This is a genomic window from Canibacter oris, from assembly GCF_014197205.1.
Taxonomy (GTDB): Bacteria; Actinomycetota; Actinomycetes; order Actinomycetales; family Microbacteriaceae; genus Canibacter; species Canibacter oris.
Window position 1 is genome coordinate 65,371 of the sequence record NZ_JACIFD010000008.1, and the last position, 20,143, is coordinate 85,513.

Annotated in this window: 19 protein-coding genes and 2 tRNA genes; 3 read left to right on the plus strand and 18 right to left on the minus strand. The window is 53.8% G+C overall.

Translation table 11 applies throughout. The features are described 5' to 3' along the window. From lepB to F5897_RS04960, 15 genes are all read right to left on the minus strand, one after another. Positions 1 to 705, minus strand: coding sequence for a signal peptidase I (gene lepB / locus F5897_RS04890; protein WP_183304690.1), 705 nt, complete (start codon positions 703 to 705; stop codon positions 1 to 3). Between the two features lie 98 nt (positions 706 to 803). Then, the gene (locus F5897_RS04895; RefSeq protein ID WP_183304691.1) at positions 804 to 1,352 is read right to left on the minus strand and encodes a GNAT family N-acetyltransferase; all 549 of its coding nucleotides are present in this window, start codon (positions 1,350 to 1,352) and stop codon (positions 804 to 806) included. 24 nt (positions 1,353 to 1,376) lie between these two features. After that, entirely contained in the window at positions 1,377 to 2,021 is a 645-nt protein-coding gene (locus tag F5897_RS04900; protein ID WP_124824218.1) for an ABC transporter ATP-binding protein, read from the minus strand. Then, positions 2,018 to 4,042: a hypothetical protein gene (locus F5897_RS04905; protein ID WP_183304692.1), complete on the minus strand. Its 2,025-nt coding sequence runs from the start codon at positions 4,040 to 4,042 to the stop codon at positions 2,018 to 2,020. The genes F5897_RS04900 and F5897_RS04905 overlap by 4 nt, the downstream gene beginning before the upstream one ends. A 79-nt stretch (positions 4,043 to 4,121) precedes the next feature. After that, the gene (locus F5897_RS08015; protein WP_183304693.1) at positions 4,122 to 4,415 is read right to left on the minus strand and encodes a lactococcin 972 family bacteriocin; all 294 of its coding nucleotides are present in this window, start codon (positions 4,413 to 4,415) and stop codon (positions 4,122 to 4,124) included. Positions 4,416 to 4,677: 262 nt separating this feature from the next. Beyond that, on the minus strand, positions 4,678 to 5,028 hold the full coding sequence (locus F5897_RS04915) for a hypothetical protein (RefSeq protein WP_183304694.1): 351 nt from the start codon (positions 5,026 to 5,028) through the stop codon (positions 4,678 to 4,680). Then, positions 5,025 to 6,290 carry a hypothetical protein gene (locus tag F5897_RS04920; RefSeq protein ID WP_183304695.1) on the minus strand — a complete coding sequence of 422 codons (1,266 nt, stop codon included), beginning with the start codon at positions 6,288 to 6,290 and terminating at the stop codon, positions 5,025 to 5,027. Before F5897_RS04920 ends, F5897_RS04915 begins: the two co-directional genes overlap by 4 nt. Further along, entirely contained in the window at positions 6,274 to 6,582 is a 309-nt protein-coding gene (locus tag F5897_RS04925; protein WP_183304696.1) for a hypothetical protein, read from the minus strand. Before F5897_RS04925 ends, F5897_RS04920 begins: the two co-directional genes overlap by 17 nt. 190 nt (positions 6,583 to 6,772) lie before the next feature. Beyond that, positions 6,773 to 6,845, minus strand: a tRNA-Glu gene (locus F5897_RS04930). Positions 6,846 to 7,255: 410 nt separating this feature from the next. Further along, a complete protein-coding gene (locus tag F5897_RS04935) occupies positions 7,256 to 7,858 on the minus strand; it encodes a response regulator transcription factor (protein WP_183304697.1) in 603 nt (200 codons plus the stop codon). Between the two features lie 10 nt (positions 7,859 to 7,868). Then, positions 7,869 to 8,894 carry a sensor histidine kinase gene (locus F5897_RS04940; RefSeq protein ID WP_183304698.1) on the minus strand — a complete coding sequence of 342 codons (1,026 nt, stop codon included), beginning with the start codon at positions 8,892 to 8,894 and terminating at the stop codon, positions 7,869 to 7,871. A gap of 58 nt (positions 8,895 to 8,952) precedes the next feature. Beyond that, entirely contained in the window at positions 8,953 to 9,750 is a 798-nt protein-coding gene (locus tag F5897_RS04945; RefSeq protein WP_246332244.1) for an ABC transporter permease, read from the minus strand. Further along, entirely contained in the window at positions 9,743 to 10,657 is a 915-nt protein-coding gene (locus F5897_RS04950; protein ID WP_183304699.1) for an ABC transporter ATP-binding protein, read from the minus strand. Before F5897_RS04950 ends, F5897_RS04945 begins: the two co-directional genes overlap by 8 nt. Before the next feature lie 126 nt (positions 10,658 to 10,783). After that, a tRNA-Gln gene (locus tag F5897_RS04955) sits at positions 10,784 to 10,855 on the minus strand. A 198-nt stretch (positions 10,856 to 11,053) separates the two neighbouring features. Beyond that, positions 11,054 to 12,505 (minus strand): amino acid permease, encoded by a 1,452-nt coding sequence (locus tag F5897_RS04960; RefSeq protein ID WP_233574309.1) that lies wholly within the window; start codon positions 12,503 to 12,505, stop codon positions 11,054 to 11,056. A 258-nt stretch (positions 12,506 to 12,763) separates the two neighbouring features. Between F5897_RS04960 and F5897_RS04965 the strand changes: the two genes are divergently transcribed. Together F5897_RS04965 and F5897_RS04970 are read left to right on the plus strand one after the other, a co-directional pair. Beyond that, complete coding sequence (locus F5897_RS04965) at positions 12,764 to 15,520, plus strand: leucine-rich repeat domain-containing protein (RefSeq protein WP_183304700.1); 2,757 nt, start codon at positions 12,764 to 12,766, stop codon at positions 15,518 to 15,520. 90 nt (positions 15,521 to 15,610) lie between these two features. Further along, positions 15,611 to 17,266, plus strand: coding sequence for an NAD(P)H-hydrate dehydratase (locus F5897_RS04970; RefSeq protein WP_183304701.1), 1,656 nt, complete (start codon positions 15,611 to 15,613; stop codon positions 17,264 to 17,266). Positions 17,267 to 17,275: 9 nt separating this feature from the next. Here F5897_RS04970 and F5897_RS04975 read toward each other — a convergent pair whose 3' ends face one another. After that, on the minus strand, positions 17,276 to 17,803 hold the full coding sequence (locus F5897_RS04975) for a methylated-DNA--[protein]-cysteine S-methyltransferase (protein WP_221221298.1): 528 nt from the start codon (positions 17,801 to 17,803) through the stop codon (positions 17,276 to 17,278). Between the two features lie 19 nt (positions 17,804 to 17,822). Further along, positions 17,823 to 18,275, minus strand: coding sequence for an Lrp/AsnC family transcriptional regulator (locus F5897_RS04980; protein WP_124824226.1), 453 nt, complete (start codon positions 18,273 to 18,275; stop codon positions 17,823 to 17,825). 116 nt (positions 18,276 to 18,391) lie between these two features. Between F5897_RS04980 and F5897_RS04985 the strand changes: the two genes are divergently transcribed. Beyond that, positions 18,392 to 19,024 carry a LysE family transporter gene (locus F5897_RS04985; RefSeq protein WP_183304702.1) on the plus strand — a complete coding sequence of 211 codons (633 nt, stop codon included), beginning with the start codon at positions 18,392 to 18,394 and terminating at the stop codon, positions 19,022 to 19,024. Positions 19,025 to 19,102: 78 nt separating this feature from the next. On the opposite strand, the gene F5897_RS04990 is transcribed toward F5897_RS04985, so the two are convergent. After that, positions 19,103 to 20,068, minus strand: coding sequence for a Ppx/GppA family phosphatase (locus tag F5897_RS04990; RefSeq protein WP_124824228.1), 966 nt, complete (start codon positions 20,066 to 20,068; stop codon positions 19,103 to 19,105). Positions 20,069 to 20,143 lie beyond the last annotated feature (75 nt).

Genomic DNA, 20,143 nt, shown 5'->3' on the forward strand with positions numbered 1-20,143 from the left:
TTATTGGCCGGTGTTATCGAGGTGGTCAAAGACGGCAGGGTGATTGCCGATGATGCCAAATCGCTGCAGCGGCCAGTGCAGGAGGAACGCGCGACCGACAATGTTTTCTTGCGGCACAAAACCTTTACTCGGGGTTTCCGTTTGGAAGCGAGAATCCTGCGAAGCATAGCGGTTATCGCCAAGCACCCAGTAGGAGTTTTCTGGCACTACGACATCGAAAGGCACTGCGCTGGCTGCTGTTTGGCCGGCCGGTTTTTGAATGTATGTCTCGTCGATAGCAACGCCATTAACCGTGATTTTGCCCTCCGCAGTGCAGCAAGCAACACGGTCACCTCCCACTGCGATGACCCGCTTGATGAGGTATTCGCCTGAAGTTTCAGGCTGCAGACCGATGAACTCTAACGCTTTTTGCAGCGGTGTCAAATCTGGTTTTGGATGTCCCAAAAGCCACCCGCCGGGGTCTTTAAAAACCACGACGTCACCACGCTGCACCGGTACTACGTCTGGCACCAGCTGATTCACCATAACCCGGTCATCAATCAACAGGGTTTGCTCCATGGAGCTTGAGGGAATGTAGAAAGACCTAATCAGAAAAGTTTTTAGCAGCACTGACAGCACGAGAGCGCCGATCACAATCACCAAAAGGTCGCGAATAAACTTTAAGAACCCGCCTTTTTCGACTGGCTGTGACTTCGTCTCTGTCATCTTTTCCCCTCGCTGCTGATGCTAAAACAAGTCTACAATCAGCCGCCGAAATGTTTACTGCAAAAACTCTCAACTGTGCGGTGCCGTGATACAACCGGTTACTGACGCAAGATTCTTAACTCGGTGAAGTCGCCGTGGGAGCTAAAAATTTTCCGGGCCCCGCCGTCGAATCGAAAACCCTTTGCTTCATAGAAGCGCTGACCTCGCTGATTGCCTTGGAGCATCCACAGCATCGCAGGGCTATCCCCCAGGGCACGCTGCAGCAGCGCCGTACCCACTCCAGAATTTTGATGCTGCGGCGAGACGTAGAGCACACTGAGTTCGATCTCTGTCGGAGAGTCAGCGTCACGGCTCGGATTCGCCATCGCGATTCCAATGATTTCGACGTCTTGTGGTGTCTCTGCAGCAGCTATCGTAGCACCTGCGCTCTCGATTGCAAGCTCCGCAAGCCAAGCCTTCGCACCGCCAGTAATTAACTGCTCCCAGTACGACACAATTCCCGACTTAGACTCAGCCCCGTAAACTGTTTCAAACACCTCTGGCGGGAAAATATCAGCGTACGCCCAGCGCCAACACTGCTCTTTAAAATCGATTGCGGCAGCGGCGTCTGCCGGCGTAGCCATACGTATCGTAAATTTTTGCTGCATACGGCCTTAATCTTAACAAATAAATCAAATAGTGATTTGATAATCTGAGGCAGCTAGCAGTCGAGCATCATGCGTGGCAGAAAGCACGGTTCCACCGGCATCACAAAATTCTTGAATGAATGCTATGACACGAGCTGTATTGAGATCGTCGAGTGCTGAAGTTGGCTCGTCAAGCAGCAACACTTTCGGTTGCTGCAGAGCAACTCTAGCCAAAGCTACGCGCTGTTGCTGCCCACCACTCAACCTATGTGCGGCACATTTGAGCATTTGTCTATCAATACCAAAATCGTCTAGGGCTTTTTGTAAACGCACTGGTTCTTGTCTTATCGAAAAACCTCCGACTTCAAGGTTTTTCTGCACGGTCCAAGATGCAACGATTCCGGAATTTTGAAACACGAATCCCACCGTGTCACGTAGAAAAGCTCGTTTTCTTTTACCCTTCAGTTGCAGCACGTTTTCGCCACAGACAAAAATTTCGCCAGCTGTCGGTGTAAGTAAAGACCCGATGCACTGCAACAATGTGCTTTTTCCCACGCCACTTTCACCCCATAGCGCGGTGAACGAACCTGGTTCAACAGCGAAAGACAACTCGTTGATGAGCGGAGTTTCGTCATAAGAGAAAACAACTCCTGCGCATTTAATGCCAAGGTTCTCATAAACTTTAATCATGACATCTCCAATGCCGCGCTGTTTAAAGTACGTGAAAAAATTTTCAAAGTTACGTAAGTGCTGCTTATAACAACTGTAGTCATAACCGTAATTCCGCTAAGTGCTATTAAATGTGGTAGCCTTAAAAACACTGTGCTCCACAGCAGCGGAGCCGTAACGAAAGTAGCCGTAGCTAGGATGAATGTGCGGTGAATAACCCAAAAACTGTTGCCGGTTATCGTTTTTAGGAAAACAGCTTGCACCGTGCTAGAAAAATATGCGCCAGTAAGAATAATGCTTCCTAGCACCAACATCACTAAACTTGCCAGCATACCGCTAGCGGCTATCACCATTTGCGATTTCTGATTCATCAGATAAAGACTAGACTCTGCCGCAATATCATCAAACGCGGCAATTGCATAGCGTATATCCTGATTTTCTAATGCTTGTTCGAGCTGCGTTACGTCTGTATAAATCCCGTTATTTGCGTAGAACTCATCACTTAGAAACAGATTGTTAGCACTTATTGCTAACAGAACGGGACTTTCTAATAGCGTCGGAAAGGTTTCGTCAAATACCATCGTTGGAATCGCGTCCGCTTCATAAGTTTGAATTATCAACTTAACAGCTTCATGCTGCACATCCGGATTTTTAATGCTTTGCTGGAATTCCAGCCATTCGTTAATCTGCTTTATTACGTTGTCCTTATCTGCCCCTGATAATTCCTGGGGAAAGACCGCGACAGCAACGTCTTGCTGTAACGCTGATTCCTCCAATTCACTGATAAGTGTTTCAGGCAAATTCGTGAATAGCCGGCAAAAATTCGCATTGACCACCGCTAGCTTTGATTCAGGTTCCTGATTATCGTTTTCCACGGCGAAATCGCTCTGTATCACTAGCGCTGATCCTTCAGACTCTAACTGTCGAAAAATTTCACGCATCCCAGCGTTTATCAGACTATTATCTGCGGCCAGAATACTGTAACTAAAAGCCGGCCGAACTAAGCCAGGCGCTGATTGCAGCGATTCATTTACTTTGTCGGATTGCACAAGTCTCATGTATGCAGCTGAGACTTCGTTAGCTGCGCTCCCAACAAAAAAGCTCGATATAATTATTGTCAAAGCAGAACTTACAGCGATAGCTTTTAACGGCTGCCAGCCTTTAAGCAGTCTACCTGATGCTACTGCTCCAACCGTAACAAAAACGACAAAAGCAAACACCGTTGCGAGAATCAAAGTAATTATCAACTGACTAAGAGTTATAACTGCGATAGTCCGTACACGATATCCGTCAGCAAAAATTACCGCATAAAGAGTCAATAATAATCCTGGCATAACCACTGCTAAGCATAAAGGCGCTACTATCTCTCCAAGCTCATAAATAGTAATTTTTGTTTTGCTCACACCAACCGCTCGTCGCAAAGCTGGTATAGTCAAGCGGCACGAACATAAATTAAGCAGCGCCACAAATAAGCTGATGGTTGCAATAAATAATGCACCTCCCCAAGTAGTATTTACTACACTAATCCAATATTGCAGCCAAGACTGCGGTTGCACTATCAGAGTCGCCGTGATTCCTCTTTCGCTGAGGTAATCAAGTATCTTTTTAGTTTCCAATAGGTCGCCGTCAACGTAATATGTGCCTAACAGTATTGATTCTTTACGAATATCAGCGGCGGGCAAAAGGCGTTGCGGATATTTTTTGCCGAATGCGGGGAAGGTTCCTGTCACAACACTGCCGTAAACGCCACTAGAGTCTGCAGCAAAAAGATAGTAATCAAAGTTAACTGTTTCGGCAGCAAAATAAATATCAGGCTTATAAATGTTAGCTTCACCATGAGCGGCTGCAGCGTTAATATCTGAAATTACATCGCTAGGTTGCCCTAACTCAGTTAATTCTTTAATCTGAAATCCATGGGTTACAAACTCAGGCGCATACCCATCTGATTCTTGCAGATAGACAAATGCTGCAGCCAATGATATTAGAGCTAGAACAGCAGAAGCAATCCACGCGATTATTCGTGCTGTAGTGAGGCGAGACATGATGGTTTATAGAACATAATTTTTGTTTTATCACTGTTTTGGCTTGCCTCGTTTTCGGACGAGGCAAGCCAAAACAAAACTAATTATTCCAATATGAAGTGTTACCACCCCAGGTAGCACGGAGACTTGCATAAGACCATCTATCTTTAGGAGTCGGACCGCTACTAACACATCGATTAGCATTACAAGCCGTACTACTATGCACCTTTGTAGCATGGTAGTAATTAGACCAAGTTTTCATGCTCCAATAGTCAACACCATAGTCCCAGCTACCTCCACCAGCAGATATTGCTGCACCCGCGGTTCCGGTACCGGCAAATATTATCCCGGCTGCTAGCAGAACTGTAGCGCTTTTTTTTCGCAGATTTTTCATGATTAACTCCTTTATTAACCAAGGGCTATGCCTGGTAGGGAAATTGTATGTCTACTGCTAAATATCTGTCAAGTAATTTGCATCCTCACTAGCTTTGATATCTTAAATAGCTAAAAATTAGTCTACGTTTCGAATATAAATTTGTTTTCAGCCTTGTTCCGCGTGCTTTGAGGTGTACAAATGCCCCAAAATGAATGCGGGGCACAGTTATGATGCTATGCCCCGCACTTGGTTATTTAATTATGTTTTCTGCCGAAATTTTCTAGCGATAACGTTGACGCGCAGTGAGTAGTAATGCGCCCAGTACTAATGCAGCAATTGGCAACTGCAGGTTGCTTCCACTAGCCCCGGTATCTGCGAGGCGCGCTCTTTTATCCGCTGCCTCACCTTGCACCATTCCCTGCGGTTTAATTTCTGTTGCATGCTGGTTTTGAGTTTCAGGCTGAGTAGTATCACCTGGTTTAACACCGAGCCCGCTTGCCTCACCAGGCAGAGAGTCGTTGCCGTTACCATTAGCGTTACCGTTATCGGCCGGATTACCGCCAGGTTGTTGCGGATCTGAAATTAGCTCAAGTTCAAACACCAAATCAACGAAACGTGCGTCCCCCGTCAAAATATTTTTTCTCCCGGCATACCAACTTTATAGCGTTTTCCTGATGGTGGTGCAGGTAACGAGTATGAAACTTGCTGCGCCACAGCATCAGTAGTTACTGTGTATGGCATAGCAGCGCTCAAAGTTCCGTCAGTATCTTTAATTTTGAATGCCCCAGCCTCGCGCGCTTGCCATTCGATGGTAATTGCCTTGTCGTTTTCAATTACCGGGGCAGCTCCATCGGATTCTGTTAATAGCACCAATCGCGGGTGTTTTTGCAGTTCGGGTAAGAGGTTTTCAAAATATGCAGCAGCGGAAACTTCACCGTCTTTTTGTGTTGTTTCAATCACAAATAATGGATCGGTTGTGTTCACTGCAGTAACACTGAGACTTACAGCTTTTTTAACCTCTGTGCATGCTACTGTGGCAACGCCACTCTCAAAGTTATATTTGCAGTTAGGCAGCTGATGAGCCGCGCTCAAAACTACCTTACCGCTGTCATAATAGACGTATGTATGCTCGTTAAGCGGCTGGTTAGCTGCATCGTGATTCTGAATCACGACATTCATGGCGTTTGCATCACCCTCGAAATAGATTGCGCTGACACCACCATTAATATGGATTTGCCCTTCGCCGCCAGTGTTCCCTTTAATACGGAACTCGCCACCGTCTCGTTCCATTACTTTGCGCACATCAAGTACAGCGCCAACAAGCACTCCCACGCCACCGGTGAGGTTGGAATCTTCACCAAGAGTAACTTTGCCGTGGGTCACAAAGAGTGAAGCCAAGTCAATAAAGTCAGCCTCAATTTCTTGACCTGGCAAAGTTAAAGTCACTGTTGCATTTGGTGCGTCTGTCGCGACTAAGCGCTTAAAGTTTGCCGTTGTAGATTTGAGATGCACATTCGCAGCATTTTTGCCTAGATTTATCTCTTTACCCTGAGCAATGCCGACATTCGCGTCAAGCACAATCTCTGCCGGTGTCTGCGAAACGGATTCTAAGCTTTCATCCCCTGCTTTAATGCCGTTCAAGATAGTTTTTGCAGGAGAATTTTTAAACTCTACCCGGGATTCGATCCCGTCACCAAGATTCTCTTTAACTTTGCCGGTGTAAATAGTCGGGGCGTTCGAAGACGTCTTTTGAACTGTTGTAACACCGTCAAAGGTTAAGCGATAACCGTTAGCAAAAATTCTAAAATCAGAATTTGACTCTGGCCGCGACTCCAAGGTGATATTTTTGAATGTCGCATCCTCAGTCAAAAAAACTTTATGATCGGCATCCATAACGCAAAATCAAATTGCCGCCCTGAATGGTAACCGCTTTATCAATATTGAGGTTGCTACCTCCTTCACGCACATAGGTGCCGACAATCTCAATCGTGTCACCATCGCTAGCTTTTGCAAGAGCTGCATCTAGGCTGTTCAGGGCGTTATCAGCAGTGGTGCCGTCACCGTTAGCGGATTGCTTCACGTAAATGGTGCTGTCGGCTGCATGTGCAGCGCTAACGCCAGCAAATGAAGTGAGTCCGGCAACAAGTAAGGTAGCTGCTGAGAACAGAGCAATAGTTCTCTTCATACTGATCTTTCTTTAGCTTAATTACCTTGCGAACAAAATTGATAACTTAACGGACGAAGTTAACCCAATAATTTTATAACATCACCCAATCACAGAACCAACTAGCCAATCTTCAGGTGCATTAACCATTAACACGTTCAAAAGAAAGCAAAAGTCCCAAGACAATTTGTCTTGGGACTTTTGCTGTTTGTGACCCCAGCGGGATTCGAACCCGCGTTACCGCCGTGAGAGGGCGGCGTACTAGGCCGCTATACGATGGGGCCGCTGCTGGTTTTTATCACCTGCAACTCAATTAACTATACAGACCAGATACAATCTGCACAAATCTAAGCACCATCGGCGTGTCACACGCATCTACAAGGGTAACCAGCGTGCTGCGCCTAGCGCGGGCAGTGGCAGCGATCTTGCTCAGCAACACCCGCTAGAGCTTCTTCGATATGCTGACCGCACCCCTGCCAGGTTGGCTTTTGGCACGCAGCGCACATAACTTTCTGACACATAGCAACCTCCTAAATGTGTATTCAATTCAATCTAAACACTTTTCGGACCATTCTGCCGTTCTTGAAAAACATTCTCACCTCGCGGCTCCGAACAGTCGTCTTATGAAAAACAGCAGCCGGCGCCTCAAGCGCAGCTAAACCGCCGCGATGATAGCCCTGCCAAGCCAGAGCATCTAGAGCCACCCCGCCTGCTGCGCCTCATAGACAGCAGCAGCCCGGCTCTCAACTCCCAGCTTGTGATTAATCGCTGAGAGGTGATTGCGTACCGTGCCGACAGAAAGGTGTAAGCGCTGCGCCACAGCACGCACCGCAGCGCCATCAGCCGCCGCTCGCAACACTTCCAGTTCGCGCGGAGTTAACGGCGAACGCACCGCCAGGGCGCTTACTGCTAATTGCGGATCCACCACCGTTTTGCCCTGCAAAACTGCCTCGATGGCGGCCACAAGTTCTGCCGCAGGAGCGTCTTTAACCACAAAGCCGTTTGCTCCCGCAGCTAATGCGCGCTCGACATATCCAGGCCGACCAAAAGTGGTAACCATCAAAGCCGGTAAATTGTTCCCGGCCTCACGCAGCCGCTGCACCACGTCAATACCGGACATCTGAGGCATCTCAATATCTAAGAGCGCCACATCAGCTGCGGTATTTAAACACAGCTCCAAAGCCGCAGTGCCGGTGGCAGCCTCAGCAACCACCTGGATACCCGGCTGCAGCTCCAGCAGGGCCCGCAGCGCATCACGCACCAGGGTTTGATCGTCGGCAAGCAGAACCTTTATCATCACCGTTTCCTCACCACTGCACCGTCACTGCGGTTCCATCGCTACCACTGGAAACGCTCAAATCATAACCCGACTCCAGTGCCCGAGCTTGCAGACCGCTTAACCCGAAGCCCTGCACGGCCACGTTAAACCCGTTGCCGTTGTCACGCACCTGGGCTTGTCGTTCACCGAAGGATAGCCAGCAGGAAGTCGCAGCAGAATGACGCAGCACATTCGTCACAGCTTCACGCACCAGCCAGGCCACGAAAGCTCGCTGCTCAGGCTGCCAATTGCCCCAAGAGCCGGAACGGTGCACCGTAATCTCCGCATCTTCTAGGGCCGCTGCTGCCGCTGCTACCTGCGACTCCAAATCCAGGTTGCCAAGCTGATAAGCGGCGCTGCGCACCTGACTCAGGGCCTGCTGCGTGAGCCGCGAAATACCGTCTAGCTCGGTCGCTGTGCGAGACTGATCCACCGCCAAATATTGCTGCGCAACCTGAGTTTTGAGTGCTAGCACCGTAAGACTGTGACCCAGGATATCGTGAATGTTACGGGCAATAAGCTCGCGCTCCCGCGCCACCACTGCTTTCTCATGATCTGCAGCCGCGCGCTCCTCCATATGCATTTGCACTCGCCCCAGCAGAATAAAAACGTTGGAGATTGTCGGACCCAAAAATCCCCAAATGTTAATCTGCGTTGCTAGATAGAGCACCAAGGAAAAACCCAAGATAGCTGCAAACCACAGCAACGCCTCGCGCACCGGCCGCGCATAAACCAGCAGCGCCAGCAGATACGGCGTGAAACTGATGGTGTAGCCTCCGAGCACCGGAGCTGTGCAGCCCGCAAGCAGCGTCAAAATCACAACCTGACGCAGCAGCTCGCGAACGCGGGCGGGTCGGACGCCGTCGTCAAAGTTGCGCAGCAAATAGATTGCGTAGCAAACCCCGAAAGCAACGGTGGTGACTGTCGCCAAAAGCTGCAGCGGCAGGCTATGCACGATTGGAACCAGCCAGATGCACAGTAGCGGCGAGAGCAGGAAGACTAACCAGAAGAGCATATAAATACGCTCAACCACTCTCCGCATTGGCTGCTGCACGGCTATCTCCAACCCCATTTTATTTTCGACCGGTATGGCGGCGCGCCCCCACGAAGCACAGCACCGCGAAGATCAAAGTCCACACCCCAATATTAGCTGCCACCTGCCACATTTCATACTGCACGAGTGCATCGGAGCCGATGTCGAAAGTCGTTCCCTCCATTAGCGGCCACTTGGTCAGTTGCAGCACACCCCACGCCGGTGTAAACACCGACAACTCAAGCAGCACACCGCTGAGCGGCGCAAAGCCGTTACCCATGAACATGAACAGCACCAGCAGACCACCGGCGGCGTTATTTGCCGTTTCGCTACGGAACAGCAAACCAAACGCCAAGCCGTACAGCGAAAACATTACCGCGCACACCAAGATTAGCCCTGGAATCGTGAGCCACAGATACCACTGCATCCGCGCTCCGGAGAGCGCGCCCGCTGCCAGCACCGCAACCACCGGTAGCGCGGAGAAGATGATGGTGACCACGATTTTGTTTAGCACGTAGCCGGTGTGAGACAACGGCGTCACCGCCAGCTGTCTCCCCCAGCCGGTGTGCAGCTCAACTGCGGCGCTCGCGGTCAGTCCCACCGCAGCGGTGAGCGCACCGTAGGTTGCCATCCCTACCATCACCGCCGCGCCGACGTTGCCGGAGCCATTGGCAAGCTCAATCTCACTGTAGTCGGCCATTGTGCCGAAAATCAGGTACATGCACACTGGCAGCGCAATCGCGAAGAAAGTGGCGCTGACGATCAGCAGGTTGCGTTTTAAATCAAGCAGTGCGTATCGGACGCTAAAGTTTTTCTGCATTGCGATGGTGTTAGACATTTTGGCTTTCCTCTGCGTTTGTCAGCATGGTGAAGATGTTTTCTAGCGAGGCCACAGCAATTTCGAGCTGCGTGGCGGTTGTCGCGGTGAGCAGATAGCGTGCAACGGCATCAGCGTCGGTGGTTTCAATCGCCACCCTGTCGCCGCTGCAGTGCAGCTTCAAGGCGGCAGGAATCTGCTGCAACTGAGCGGCGGTAGCGTCTGGCCACTGCGCCGTCACGGTTTTGCGGCTGACACGGTTTTGCAGGTTAATCACACTGTCATCGGCGATAACCTTGCCGGCATCCAGCACGATTACCCGCTGCGCAAAGTCGGCGGCCTCTTGCAGGTAGTGGGTCGCAAAAATAATTGTGCGCCCCATAGCGGCTTCCTGCTCTAGCGCCGCCCAGAACGCCTGCCGGGCAGTAACATCCATCCCGACGGTTGGCTCGTCAAGGATTAGCAGTTGTGGATCAGGCAGCAGTGCCAAGGCAAACCGCAGTTTTTGCTGCTGGCCGCCGGAGCACTTCCCGACTCGGCGCTTCGCAATGTCGCTGATACCGGAGCGCTGCATCACCTCGGCGACACTGCGTCCGCCGTGGTGCAGCGCCGCAACCATTTCCAGGGTTTCTTGCACGGTAAGGTCAGGCAACAAGGACCCTGACTGGAACAGCACCCCCACTTTGCCCTCGCAGATGGCCTGTTTTGGGGTGAGCCCAAACAGCGCCGCACTGCCGCTGTCTGGTTGCAGTAGCCCGAGCGCAACGTCTAAAGCGGTGCTCTTACCGGAGCCGTTGGGCCCCAGCAGCGCCACAATTTCGCCGCTGTTGATTTGCAGACTAACGTCACGGAGAGCGGTGACAAGGTTCTCACCGCTGCCGAAGCTCTTGGTCACGTTTGTAAGAGTGACAACATTTTCTTGATTCATGCTTCAATCATCACGCACTGGGTTGCCTTGAGGGCAGTGTCGAATCACCGGAATTAACAGTGACATTTGTCATGGTGCGGGAAGCAGAAAAAGCAAAACCCCGACACTGCATGTCGGGGTTATTTGCTGGCCTACCTGGACTCGAACCAAGAACAACTGAACCAGAATCAGCCGTGTTGCCAATTACACCATAGGCCAATGTTGCGCTGCAACTCTATATAAATTACAGCATTTTGAAAGCGAGGTCAAATCGACTTTTGTCGGCGCGTCTGCTCGCCTTGCCATCCGACTTTGCTCACCATGTGCCCGAGACACAGCGACGGCGCCGGCGCGATCCACAAAAATGCTATCACGCCGGCGCCGCCAGCCACCCACAGCCATAGCTGCTGTTTAGAATTACACTGCGTCTCCAGCCGGAGCGGTGGTCTTACTGTATGGTTTTGCCACGAACATGTAGATCAGGCCAAAGCCGAGCACCGCCGCGGCTGACAGTGCCACCAGCCAGCTCTGCACCCAATTGTCTGCCTCCGCAGGGCGAATCACGATGTACATGCCGAAAATCTGCCAGATTAGCGCCAGCACGGTTACCGGCAGACCCCAAGCGCCGAGCTTGAACGGACCAGCAGGTTTCCAGCCCTTCAGGCGCGCTCGCAGTGACGCTACGGTCACCATGCTGAACGCGAAGTAGATGCCGAAGGAGCAGAATGAGATAACCGCTAGCAGCGCGTCTGGGCTGAGCAGTGAGATTAGCACCACTACGATTGGGAAGACTGCAGCCGCGAGCATTGCAAACGGTGGCACATGACGCTTGTGGTTGAACTTGGTGAGCAATGCCGAGCCAGGCAGCTGCTTGTCTCGACCCATTGAGTACAGCAGGCGTGAAGCCGCTGCCTGCAATGAGATGACGCAGCTGATGAAAGAGATAAGCACGATCGCCATCAGCACCTTGAAGCCGTTTGGACCGAAAACGCTGACGAAGATCTCGCCGACCGGGTCGGTTGCGGTGCCGTTCATCACGGCCTGGTAGTCTGGCACCGCCAGAATCAGACCCAGGGAGATGAAGGCAGCCGCCATACCGCCGACGTAGATGGTCATGCGCATCGCGCGTGGCACCACTACACCTGGGTTCTTAACCTCTTCGGCGACGTCACCACAGGCTTCGAAACCGTAGAACAGGAAGATGCCGGTGATTGCGGCGGCGGCCAAGGCAGCAACGAAGGTCTGTGACTGCATCAACTCTGCCGGACGCAGATCCATGAACAGCACGCTGAGGTCGTGCTTGCGGCCACCGACCAGCAGCCAGATACCAATTACGAGGGTCGCGATGATTTCTGCCACGAAGCCCCAGAAAGCCACCTGCGACAGCAATTTGGTACCGCCGAAGTTCACCAGGGTTGCAAACAGAATTATGCCGATTGCAAGACCCACAACTGGCAGCGGCGCAGAGGTGTCAACGCCGATTACAAGCCCCAGGAACGGGCCTGCGCCGTAAGCCACAGAGGCAATAGTGGCGCAGATTGCAAAGGTGTAGACCCAGCCACTAAACCAGCCCCACTTCGGACCCCAGAGGCGACGGTTCCATGGGTAAATACCGCCGGCGATTGGGTACTGCGACACCACCTCGCCGAACACCAGGGCAACCAGCAGCTGACCAACAGCTGCAAGCATAACCACCCAGAACGCTGGCGGACCAGCGATGCCCAGGCCAATTGCCAGCGTGGTGTAAACCGCCACAACCGGTGACAGATAGGTGAAACCGAGCGCCAGGTTACCCCAGAAGCCCATATCACGCTTGAAGCCGTCGGCTTCTGTCGCGACAGCGCCGGTGTTTATTGCTTGTGTAGTCACTTACACTCCCTCGTGATGTGCGCACAGTTGCGCAATTGATATTGCTCGTCAAACAGACGACAGCATTTATCCTAGAACCTTACGGCAGCTATGTGACAGATTTTCGCTGCGCTGTTACCACATTGCAATATTTGCTGTAGAGCACGCCGCGTTTTGCAAAATAGCCTCCCCTTGTTTTACCCTATACATGAACATCTGATGTAGTTTGCACGCACTTAACTACATCATCTGTAAAACTCCTAAGGAAGTAACTCAACAATGAAGCCAACCACCAAGCAGCTCCTTACCGGCGCGGCGGTTACCGCGCTGACCTGCAGCACGCTATTCGGCGCCCACAGCAGCGCCTTCGCTGAGGAAGTAACACCGCAGCCGACTCCTGTCTCCACCACTAGTGACACAAATGCTGCGCCTGACCAAACACAGGACAGCTCCGGCGATCAGAATGCCACCGCCACCGGGTCCCAGAGCACCCCGACTGGCCAGGAGCTGACAGCTGAGCAGCAACGTCCATACACCCTAGTGTCAGGCAGCGCGAACTGGAATTTCCGCACCAGCTTCCGCGATTATGTGGGCATTGAAAACGAAACACATCGGGCGGGGCTCGGAGTGCTGAACGGCACTAGCGATCTGGAGTGGCAGGCTAGCGCAAACCAGACTTTCACCCCGGGCACCGGTGAGCTAAGCTTTGGTGGCGAGATCCACTGGCAAAAATATCAGGGGGTTTTGAACGTTAAAATCTCCAACCCGGTGCTGGATATTGCTGGTAAGAAGCTGCTGGTTGACGCTTACACCGCCGGCACACTGGCGGGAGGTGAAGAGCTAACAGTCACTAAACAAGCGCTGCTGGAATTACCTGATTTACAGCATGAGGTGCGTGGCAACACCCTGGTAATTTACTCTCACAGCCCACGCATTACCGAGCTTTCAAAGCGCCTGTTGGGTTTTTATCAGGGTGAAAAAGGCGCACCATTTGTGGCTACTTTTGAGATTCAGACGGGCGACCTCAACGCTCCTGAGCGACAGAGCCCAGTACTGTGGCAGCTGTTCCCCTCACTTTACACCGACCCTAATGCAGCGCCGCCACTAACTGACCCGAGCGAAGCCACCTTTGACGTGAACGTGCCAGATCCTGCCCTACGTGCCTGCATCTTGGAGTCACTTAATAAGCCGGCACACACCCCGATTGTGAACAAAGTGCTGCAAGAACTGCAGAGCGTCAGCTGTGTGGGCGTGCGACTTGCCCCAGAGCACAAGATTAAAGACCTCACCGGGCTAGAGCACGCACGCAACCTCAACACTCTAAACATCAACTACCAAGCTGTGAGTGACCTCACTCCCCTGGCCAGCGCAAGTAAGCTGCACACCCTGAACGTCAGCAACAACCAGCTACGTGACATCAGCACCTTGGCCGCTAACACCAAACTCACAAGCCTGCGCATAGCTAACAACAAAGTAACCGATATTTCCGCGCTGCGCGCACTAGCTGAACTCAGCACGCTCGATGTATCCGAGAATCGTCTTACCAGTCTTACCGGAGTGCCTGAGCGTGTAACCCATCTCACCGCTGAAAACAACCGCATCACCGACATCAGTGGCATTTCGCGTGCCACAACACCGTACGTTGAGCGTTTGGAGCTGCGCCATAACCGCATCACCGATATTTCCTCTCTGGCGCAGCTACGCGCGATTACCAATGCTGATCTACGCAACAACTTCATCATCGACCCGAGCCCCTTGGCAACCTGGGCTGAAAACAGGCTCAGCCTCAACAGCGTGCGGCTGCAGTACAACAAGTTCACCGACTGGACTAGCGTTGCCGCTGTACCGCGCATCGACAAGCCGCGCAACGGCGAAGAAACATCTCTGAACCCGAAGACCATTGAGGAACTGCTGGCGCACGATGCGGCCCAAGACTCTGCAGATGCTGAGGCGCTGCACCCGATTGTAACTGTAAACGCAGCTACCACCGGCTGGGAGCAGGAAGCACAGCTGTCTAATAGCGTTGCTGCCGGCGGCATTAGCCCTGCTGAAATGTTCACCAACACTCCGGCAGGCGCCACTTACTCCCTGGCAATGGTCGACGTTGAGATCACCGACGCAGCTGCAGCAACCGAAATTAAGCTCGCAGACAAAGGCAGCTTCAGCATCACTGACGGGGTTGTGAAGTTCACCCCGCAGCCTGGCTTTACAGGCACCGCTGAGGTGCAGGTTGTGCTGACTACCCTCGCTAACAATAAATACGTGGCAAAGTACAGTGCCACTGTAAAGCCACTGCCGACCCCGGCTGCCCAGGTTGCTGCTGCGGTGCGCGAGGGATCTAAAGCCCAGCTGAGCGCCGGACCGTTTGTGCCGGGCGAGACCGTGACTGTCACAATTGACACCGAGACCACGGCGGTGGCGACTCTCACCGCCGACTCCAGCGGCAAGGTAAGCACCGAGTGGTTATCAAGCTACGGCAAAGCGGGCACTCACAAAGCTACCTTTACCGGGGCTCGTGGGAAAACTGCAACCGTTGATATCACGGTTGAAAAACTGCCAGCAGCCACCGTCTCGGTGAGCAAAGATGAGGTCACCGAGGGTGAGACCCTGACCTTCACCGCCGGCCCGTTCGTAGCCGGTGAGCAGGTCAGCCTTACCGTGCACAGCGACCCAGTTAAGGTCGGTGATTTCACCGCGGATGCCGAGGGCATGGTGCGCGCTAGCTGGAAGGTTCCAGCAAACTTTGCTGGCTCTCACAAAGCTGTGTTTACCAGTGTAAACGGCATCACTGCACAGCGGAGCTTCCAGGTTAACGCGCCGGTGGCTATCGCCACCCCAGACACCACGCCGCGCACCCCAGAGCACGTGACAGCGCCGACTCACACTGCTGCCGCTGCCGCTCCGGAGGGCGCAACTGCGCAGCAGACACAGCGCAAGCTCGCAAAAACCGGCACAGATATGCTGCCGCTCTTCGCCGCGGTTGGTGCGCTGACCACTGCTGCTGGCGTGGCGCTAACAGGTCGCCGCCGCAAGTAGTTTGCAGCGGCGCTGACCGGCACGCTGAAAAGGGAGAGACCAAAAGGTTTCTCCCTTTTCATGTTTTGCCAACTGCGGAATAATAGAAGCATGACTCTCGCTGCACACTCTGCAATTATTAAAGCGGTTGAGGCCGAACTTATCGCTGCGGCGCCCGCAGATTTTTTAATGCAGCAGGCTGCACAGCACCTCGCCGATTTTATCTGCGCACTCATTGCGGCCCAGCCAACCCCGGCCCAGGTGGTAGTTGCTGCGGGCGGCGGCGGCAACGGCGGAGACGGGCTATACGCTGCGGCTTTGCTTACCACCGCCGGGCATCAAACCGCGGCGCTGCTGTGGCATCCCAAGGGCGCTGTGCACGAACCTGCTTACGCCGCCGCTTTGCACGCGGGATGTGAGGTGCATTCCAGGGAAGAAATTGCCGCACTGGCGCAGCGAAAAATTCCTGCCGGGCAGCGCCTGATTTTGGTAGATGCTATTCAGGGCTTGGGTAGCGCGCCGCTGTGCACCGCAGATGCCGAACTGTGGCACAGTTTAGCGCAGCAAGCAGACACTGTGGTTGCGGTGGATCTGCCCACCGGAATTGCGGTAGACAGCGGCACCGCTCCCGCACCGGTTACTACCCCAGCCGCGACAACACCGCTGGCGCGGCACGTCACCGCAGACTACACGGTGACATTCGGCCCGTTGCGACTCGCGCACGCGCTCAGCAACGCGTGCGGCGCGGTGTTTAACGCAGATATCACTGGAGCAGCAGGTGAAAGCCTGCTCGCCATGGTCAGCGATGCGGCAGCTGTGGCCGCCGCTGCCTCCGCAACACCCACCGCTGCTACCCCCGCTAACGCGCCGGCTGTTATCGAGTGTCACCTGGCATGGCAAAACCCCGACCCATCTCTGCAGCTCCCGGCATTAAAGCAGTGGGATGCCGTATCCCTGGCAGATTTAACCCCCGCTTCCTCCGACCATAAATACACTCGCGGGGTGCCCACGGTGGTAGCTGGCAGCACCACATATCCTGGTGCGGCTGTGCTCTCGACCTATGCCGCTGTGCAGACAGGAGCGGGCATGGTGCGCTACGCCGGAGACTGCGCGGCGGAGGTTATTGCGCGCTGCCCGGAGGTGGTTTTAGAGCCAGATCTCACTGCTATCACGAAAACCGACTGCTGGGTATTCGGGCCTGGCGTGAGCACCTCAGCGAGTGCTGCGGCTACGCTGCGGCGGCTGATCCACACCCCGCAACCGCTGATTATCGACGCTGACGGCCTCACCCTGCTCGCCGATTCGCAAGAATTGCAGCAGCTGCTGCAACAGCGCACCGCACCAACTGTGCTAACCCCGCATGCTGGGGAATTCGAGCGGCTTACCGGCAAGCCTCTGCATGATCCGGCTGCAGAGACCGTTGCACTAGCCATGCGGCTGCGAGCTACGGTGCTACTCAAAGGACGCAAAACCCTCATCACGACTCCGGTCGGCCAGCTTACGGTTGTCGACGCCGGTAATTCGTGGGCAGCCACCGCCGGCAGCGGTGACGTGCTGGCTGGCATTTTGGCAACAAACTGTGCACGGGCAAAACATCCGGATGCCGTAAATTGGATTATGGCCGCGGTTGCCACGCATGCGGTCGCCGCACAGAAAGCTGCAACCACTGCCTGCGGCACCGCCCCAACAAGCGCCTCTCAAATCGCGGCAGCCATCCCGGAGGCACAAGCACTGCTACAGCGCAGCCAGATGCAACCCCCTATATAGTGAGGTAGATCAGGCGCCGCGGCGCTGCTCAAACTCCAGCAGCCAGGTTTTTCGCGCTGTGCCCCCAGCATAACCGGTCAGCGACCCATCCGCGCCGAGCACCCGATGGCACGGCACCAAAACGCTAAACGGGTTTCGTCCGACTGCTCCCCCAATCGCTCGCGCCGCAGTTTTCCCGCCGCGCACAGCAGCAACCTGCGCCGCCAGTTCGCCGTAACTGATTGTATGCCCATATGGCACCCGCAACAGTTGTTGCCGCACCGCTCCCCGAAACTCGGTATCAGCACCAGCCAAGGCCGGTAGCTTGGGTAAATCACGTTCGCCCCCAAAATACGCCTCTAACCAGTCTGTCGCCTGCCGCAGCTGCACGGCTGCGGCGGTTTGCGCGATGACCGGCTGCACATCATGCCCCGCCAGCTGGGCACCAAAGTGCGCTTGGCCCGCAAACCACGCACCCACCAGCTGCTGCTGGGTTGCAGCCAAAAGCATACTGCCGAGCGGGGTTTGATACTCACTCGTGTATACCGTTTGCATCATGGCGCCCATCATACTCTCCCTAAATGTTTAGCCCCCGAGCTGGCACGATATCGCTCATAATCAGCGTGGTTGAGAGCCGCTGCACCCCCGGTAAATTCGCTAATTTAGTGTCGTAGAGTTTGCCGTAAGCAGCAACATCTGCGGTGATGACCTGCAGGATATAGTCAGGGTCGCCAGAAAGCCGATGCGCCACAACCACCTCATCGATTTCTTTGACCGCTGCTTCTAGCTGCTGCAGCGTTTTCCCGGCACCGTCACGCATCGTAACAAACACCAAGGCTTGAAATTGTAAGCCGACGGCGCGTGGATCCACCATCGTACGATATCCGGTAATCACCTCACGGCTTTCGAGTTCTTTGAGGCGACGGTGCGCGGCAGAGATACTAATACCCGAACGGTCAGCAAGTGCAGTGGTGGTTATTCTCGCATCTTCTTGCAACAGCGAAAGAATTTTTCTGTCAACTCTGTCCATGCAAAATATTTTTTCATATTTTCTTAAAAAAGGGGATTTTAACAGAAAAATTTTTCTACATTTTTTGCCTAAAATTTTGATGTAAAGAAACTCAAAATCGTCATGGGAGCGCACGCGTGGATTTCACACTCATCACACTTTTCTGCTCGGTAGCAGTGCTCTTTTGGTTCACTCCCGGAGCAGACTGGGCATACGCGATTACCGCTGGAATCAAATATCGTTCTCCGTTGCCAGCGGTGTCAGGGTTGATGCTCGGGCACTTTTTCGCGGTGGCGCTGGTCGCAGTCGGCGTTGGTGCAATCATCGGGCAGTCAAAGCTCGCCATGAACTCAATTGCGGTCTTCGGGTCACTCTACTTGCTCTACCTCGGCTACGGCGCGATTCGCACTCGTTCCGAGGGCTTCGGTGAGGCCCCAGAGCTGCATCAGATTTCCTCGCCACGCCAGATCTTTAAGGGCTTCGGTGTCAGCGGCTCGAACCCCAAGGTGTACCTAATCATGCTCGCGGTGTTGCCACAATTCATCGATGCCCAAGGCACATGGCCGCCAAGCCTGCAACTGCTGCTGCTCGGCTGCATTCATATCCTAGGGTGTTTCCTGGTGTACTCGCTAGTGGGCTTCTCTGCACAGCGACTGCTACGCTCTCGCCCAGGCGCAGCTCTGATGGTTACCAAAGCTTCCGGCGCCATCCTTATTATTCTTGGCGTATTGCTACTCGGCGAAACCCTGCTGCCGCTACTAGCACACTGAAACCCCGCCAACGGTGACGGTCACAAACTAAAGGGAGCAGCTGCCGCAGGCAGCCGCTCCCTTTGCGTATGCACAGATTTACTCGAAAGTGAGATTAATTTCACCTGTATCATCGATAGAATCGAGGCTGTCGATGTAACGCAGCACAATTCCCTCACGCAGAGCCCACGGAGAAATATGTAGCTTCGAAACCCCGAAAACCTTCATCGCCGTGCGCAGCAGCACCGCCCCAGCCATCAGCTGATATCCGCGTTCCGGAGTCACCCCCGGCAAATACTCGCGTACACTTGACGGCATCTCCCGGAGGAACGGCTCCCATTCTTTCAGATCATGATAGTAAAGCGGACGTTTACGTCCGGTCACCGGGTTATCGCTGCCTGACACCAGGCGCCCAAGAGAGCGAATCGTCTTGGAGGTTCCAACAACCATTTGCGGCTGCGGCCGATCCACGAACAAATCATCACGCACTCGGGTAAACTCGGCACGGGCGTGACGCCGCAGCGCCGACACCGCGGGATGGCCCGGAGGATCCTCCGGAATAAACTGCACAGTGGCTCGGCCAGCGCCCAGCGGCAGAGACGCCTGCACATCAGGATACTCATCTGCGCCCTGGGCGATCTCAAAGGACCCACCCCCGATATCAAAGAGCAGAATCTCACCAGCGCTCCAGCCAAACCAGCGGCGCACAGCGAGCATCGTGATTCGGGCTTCATCTTCACCGGAAAGCACCTGCGGCATCTCCCCGGTTTGAGCAGCAACCAATCGCAGCACCTCAGGGCCATTCGGCGCTTCGCGGATTGCGCTGGTCGCGGTGACAATCAGATCATCAACCCCAATCTCTCTCGCTGCCTTAACCGCCTCATCAATTGCTGTCACAATCTTAGTAACACCCTCAGCTGTGATGCATCCGGCTTCGTCTAGATAACGCATCAACCGCAGCAGTGACCGCTGCGAATGATACGGCACCGGGCTAGCTCCAGGATGAGCATCAACCACCAACAAATGCACCGTGTTTGAACCTACGTCAATAACGCCTAATCGCATAATGCAATTGTAGTCCGGCAAGCTGGCAGTGCCAGCACAGGCAACAGAGGCACAGCTACAACGCAGCACCACTGC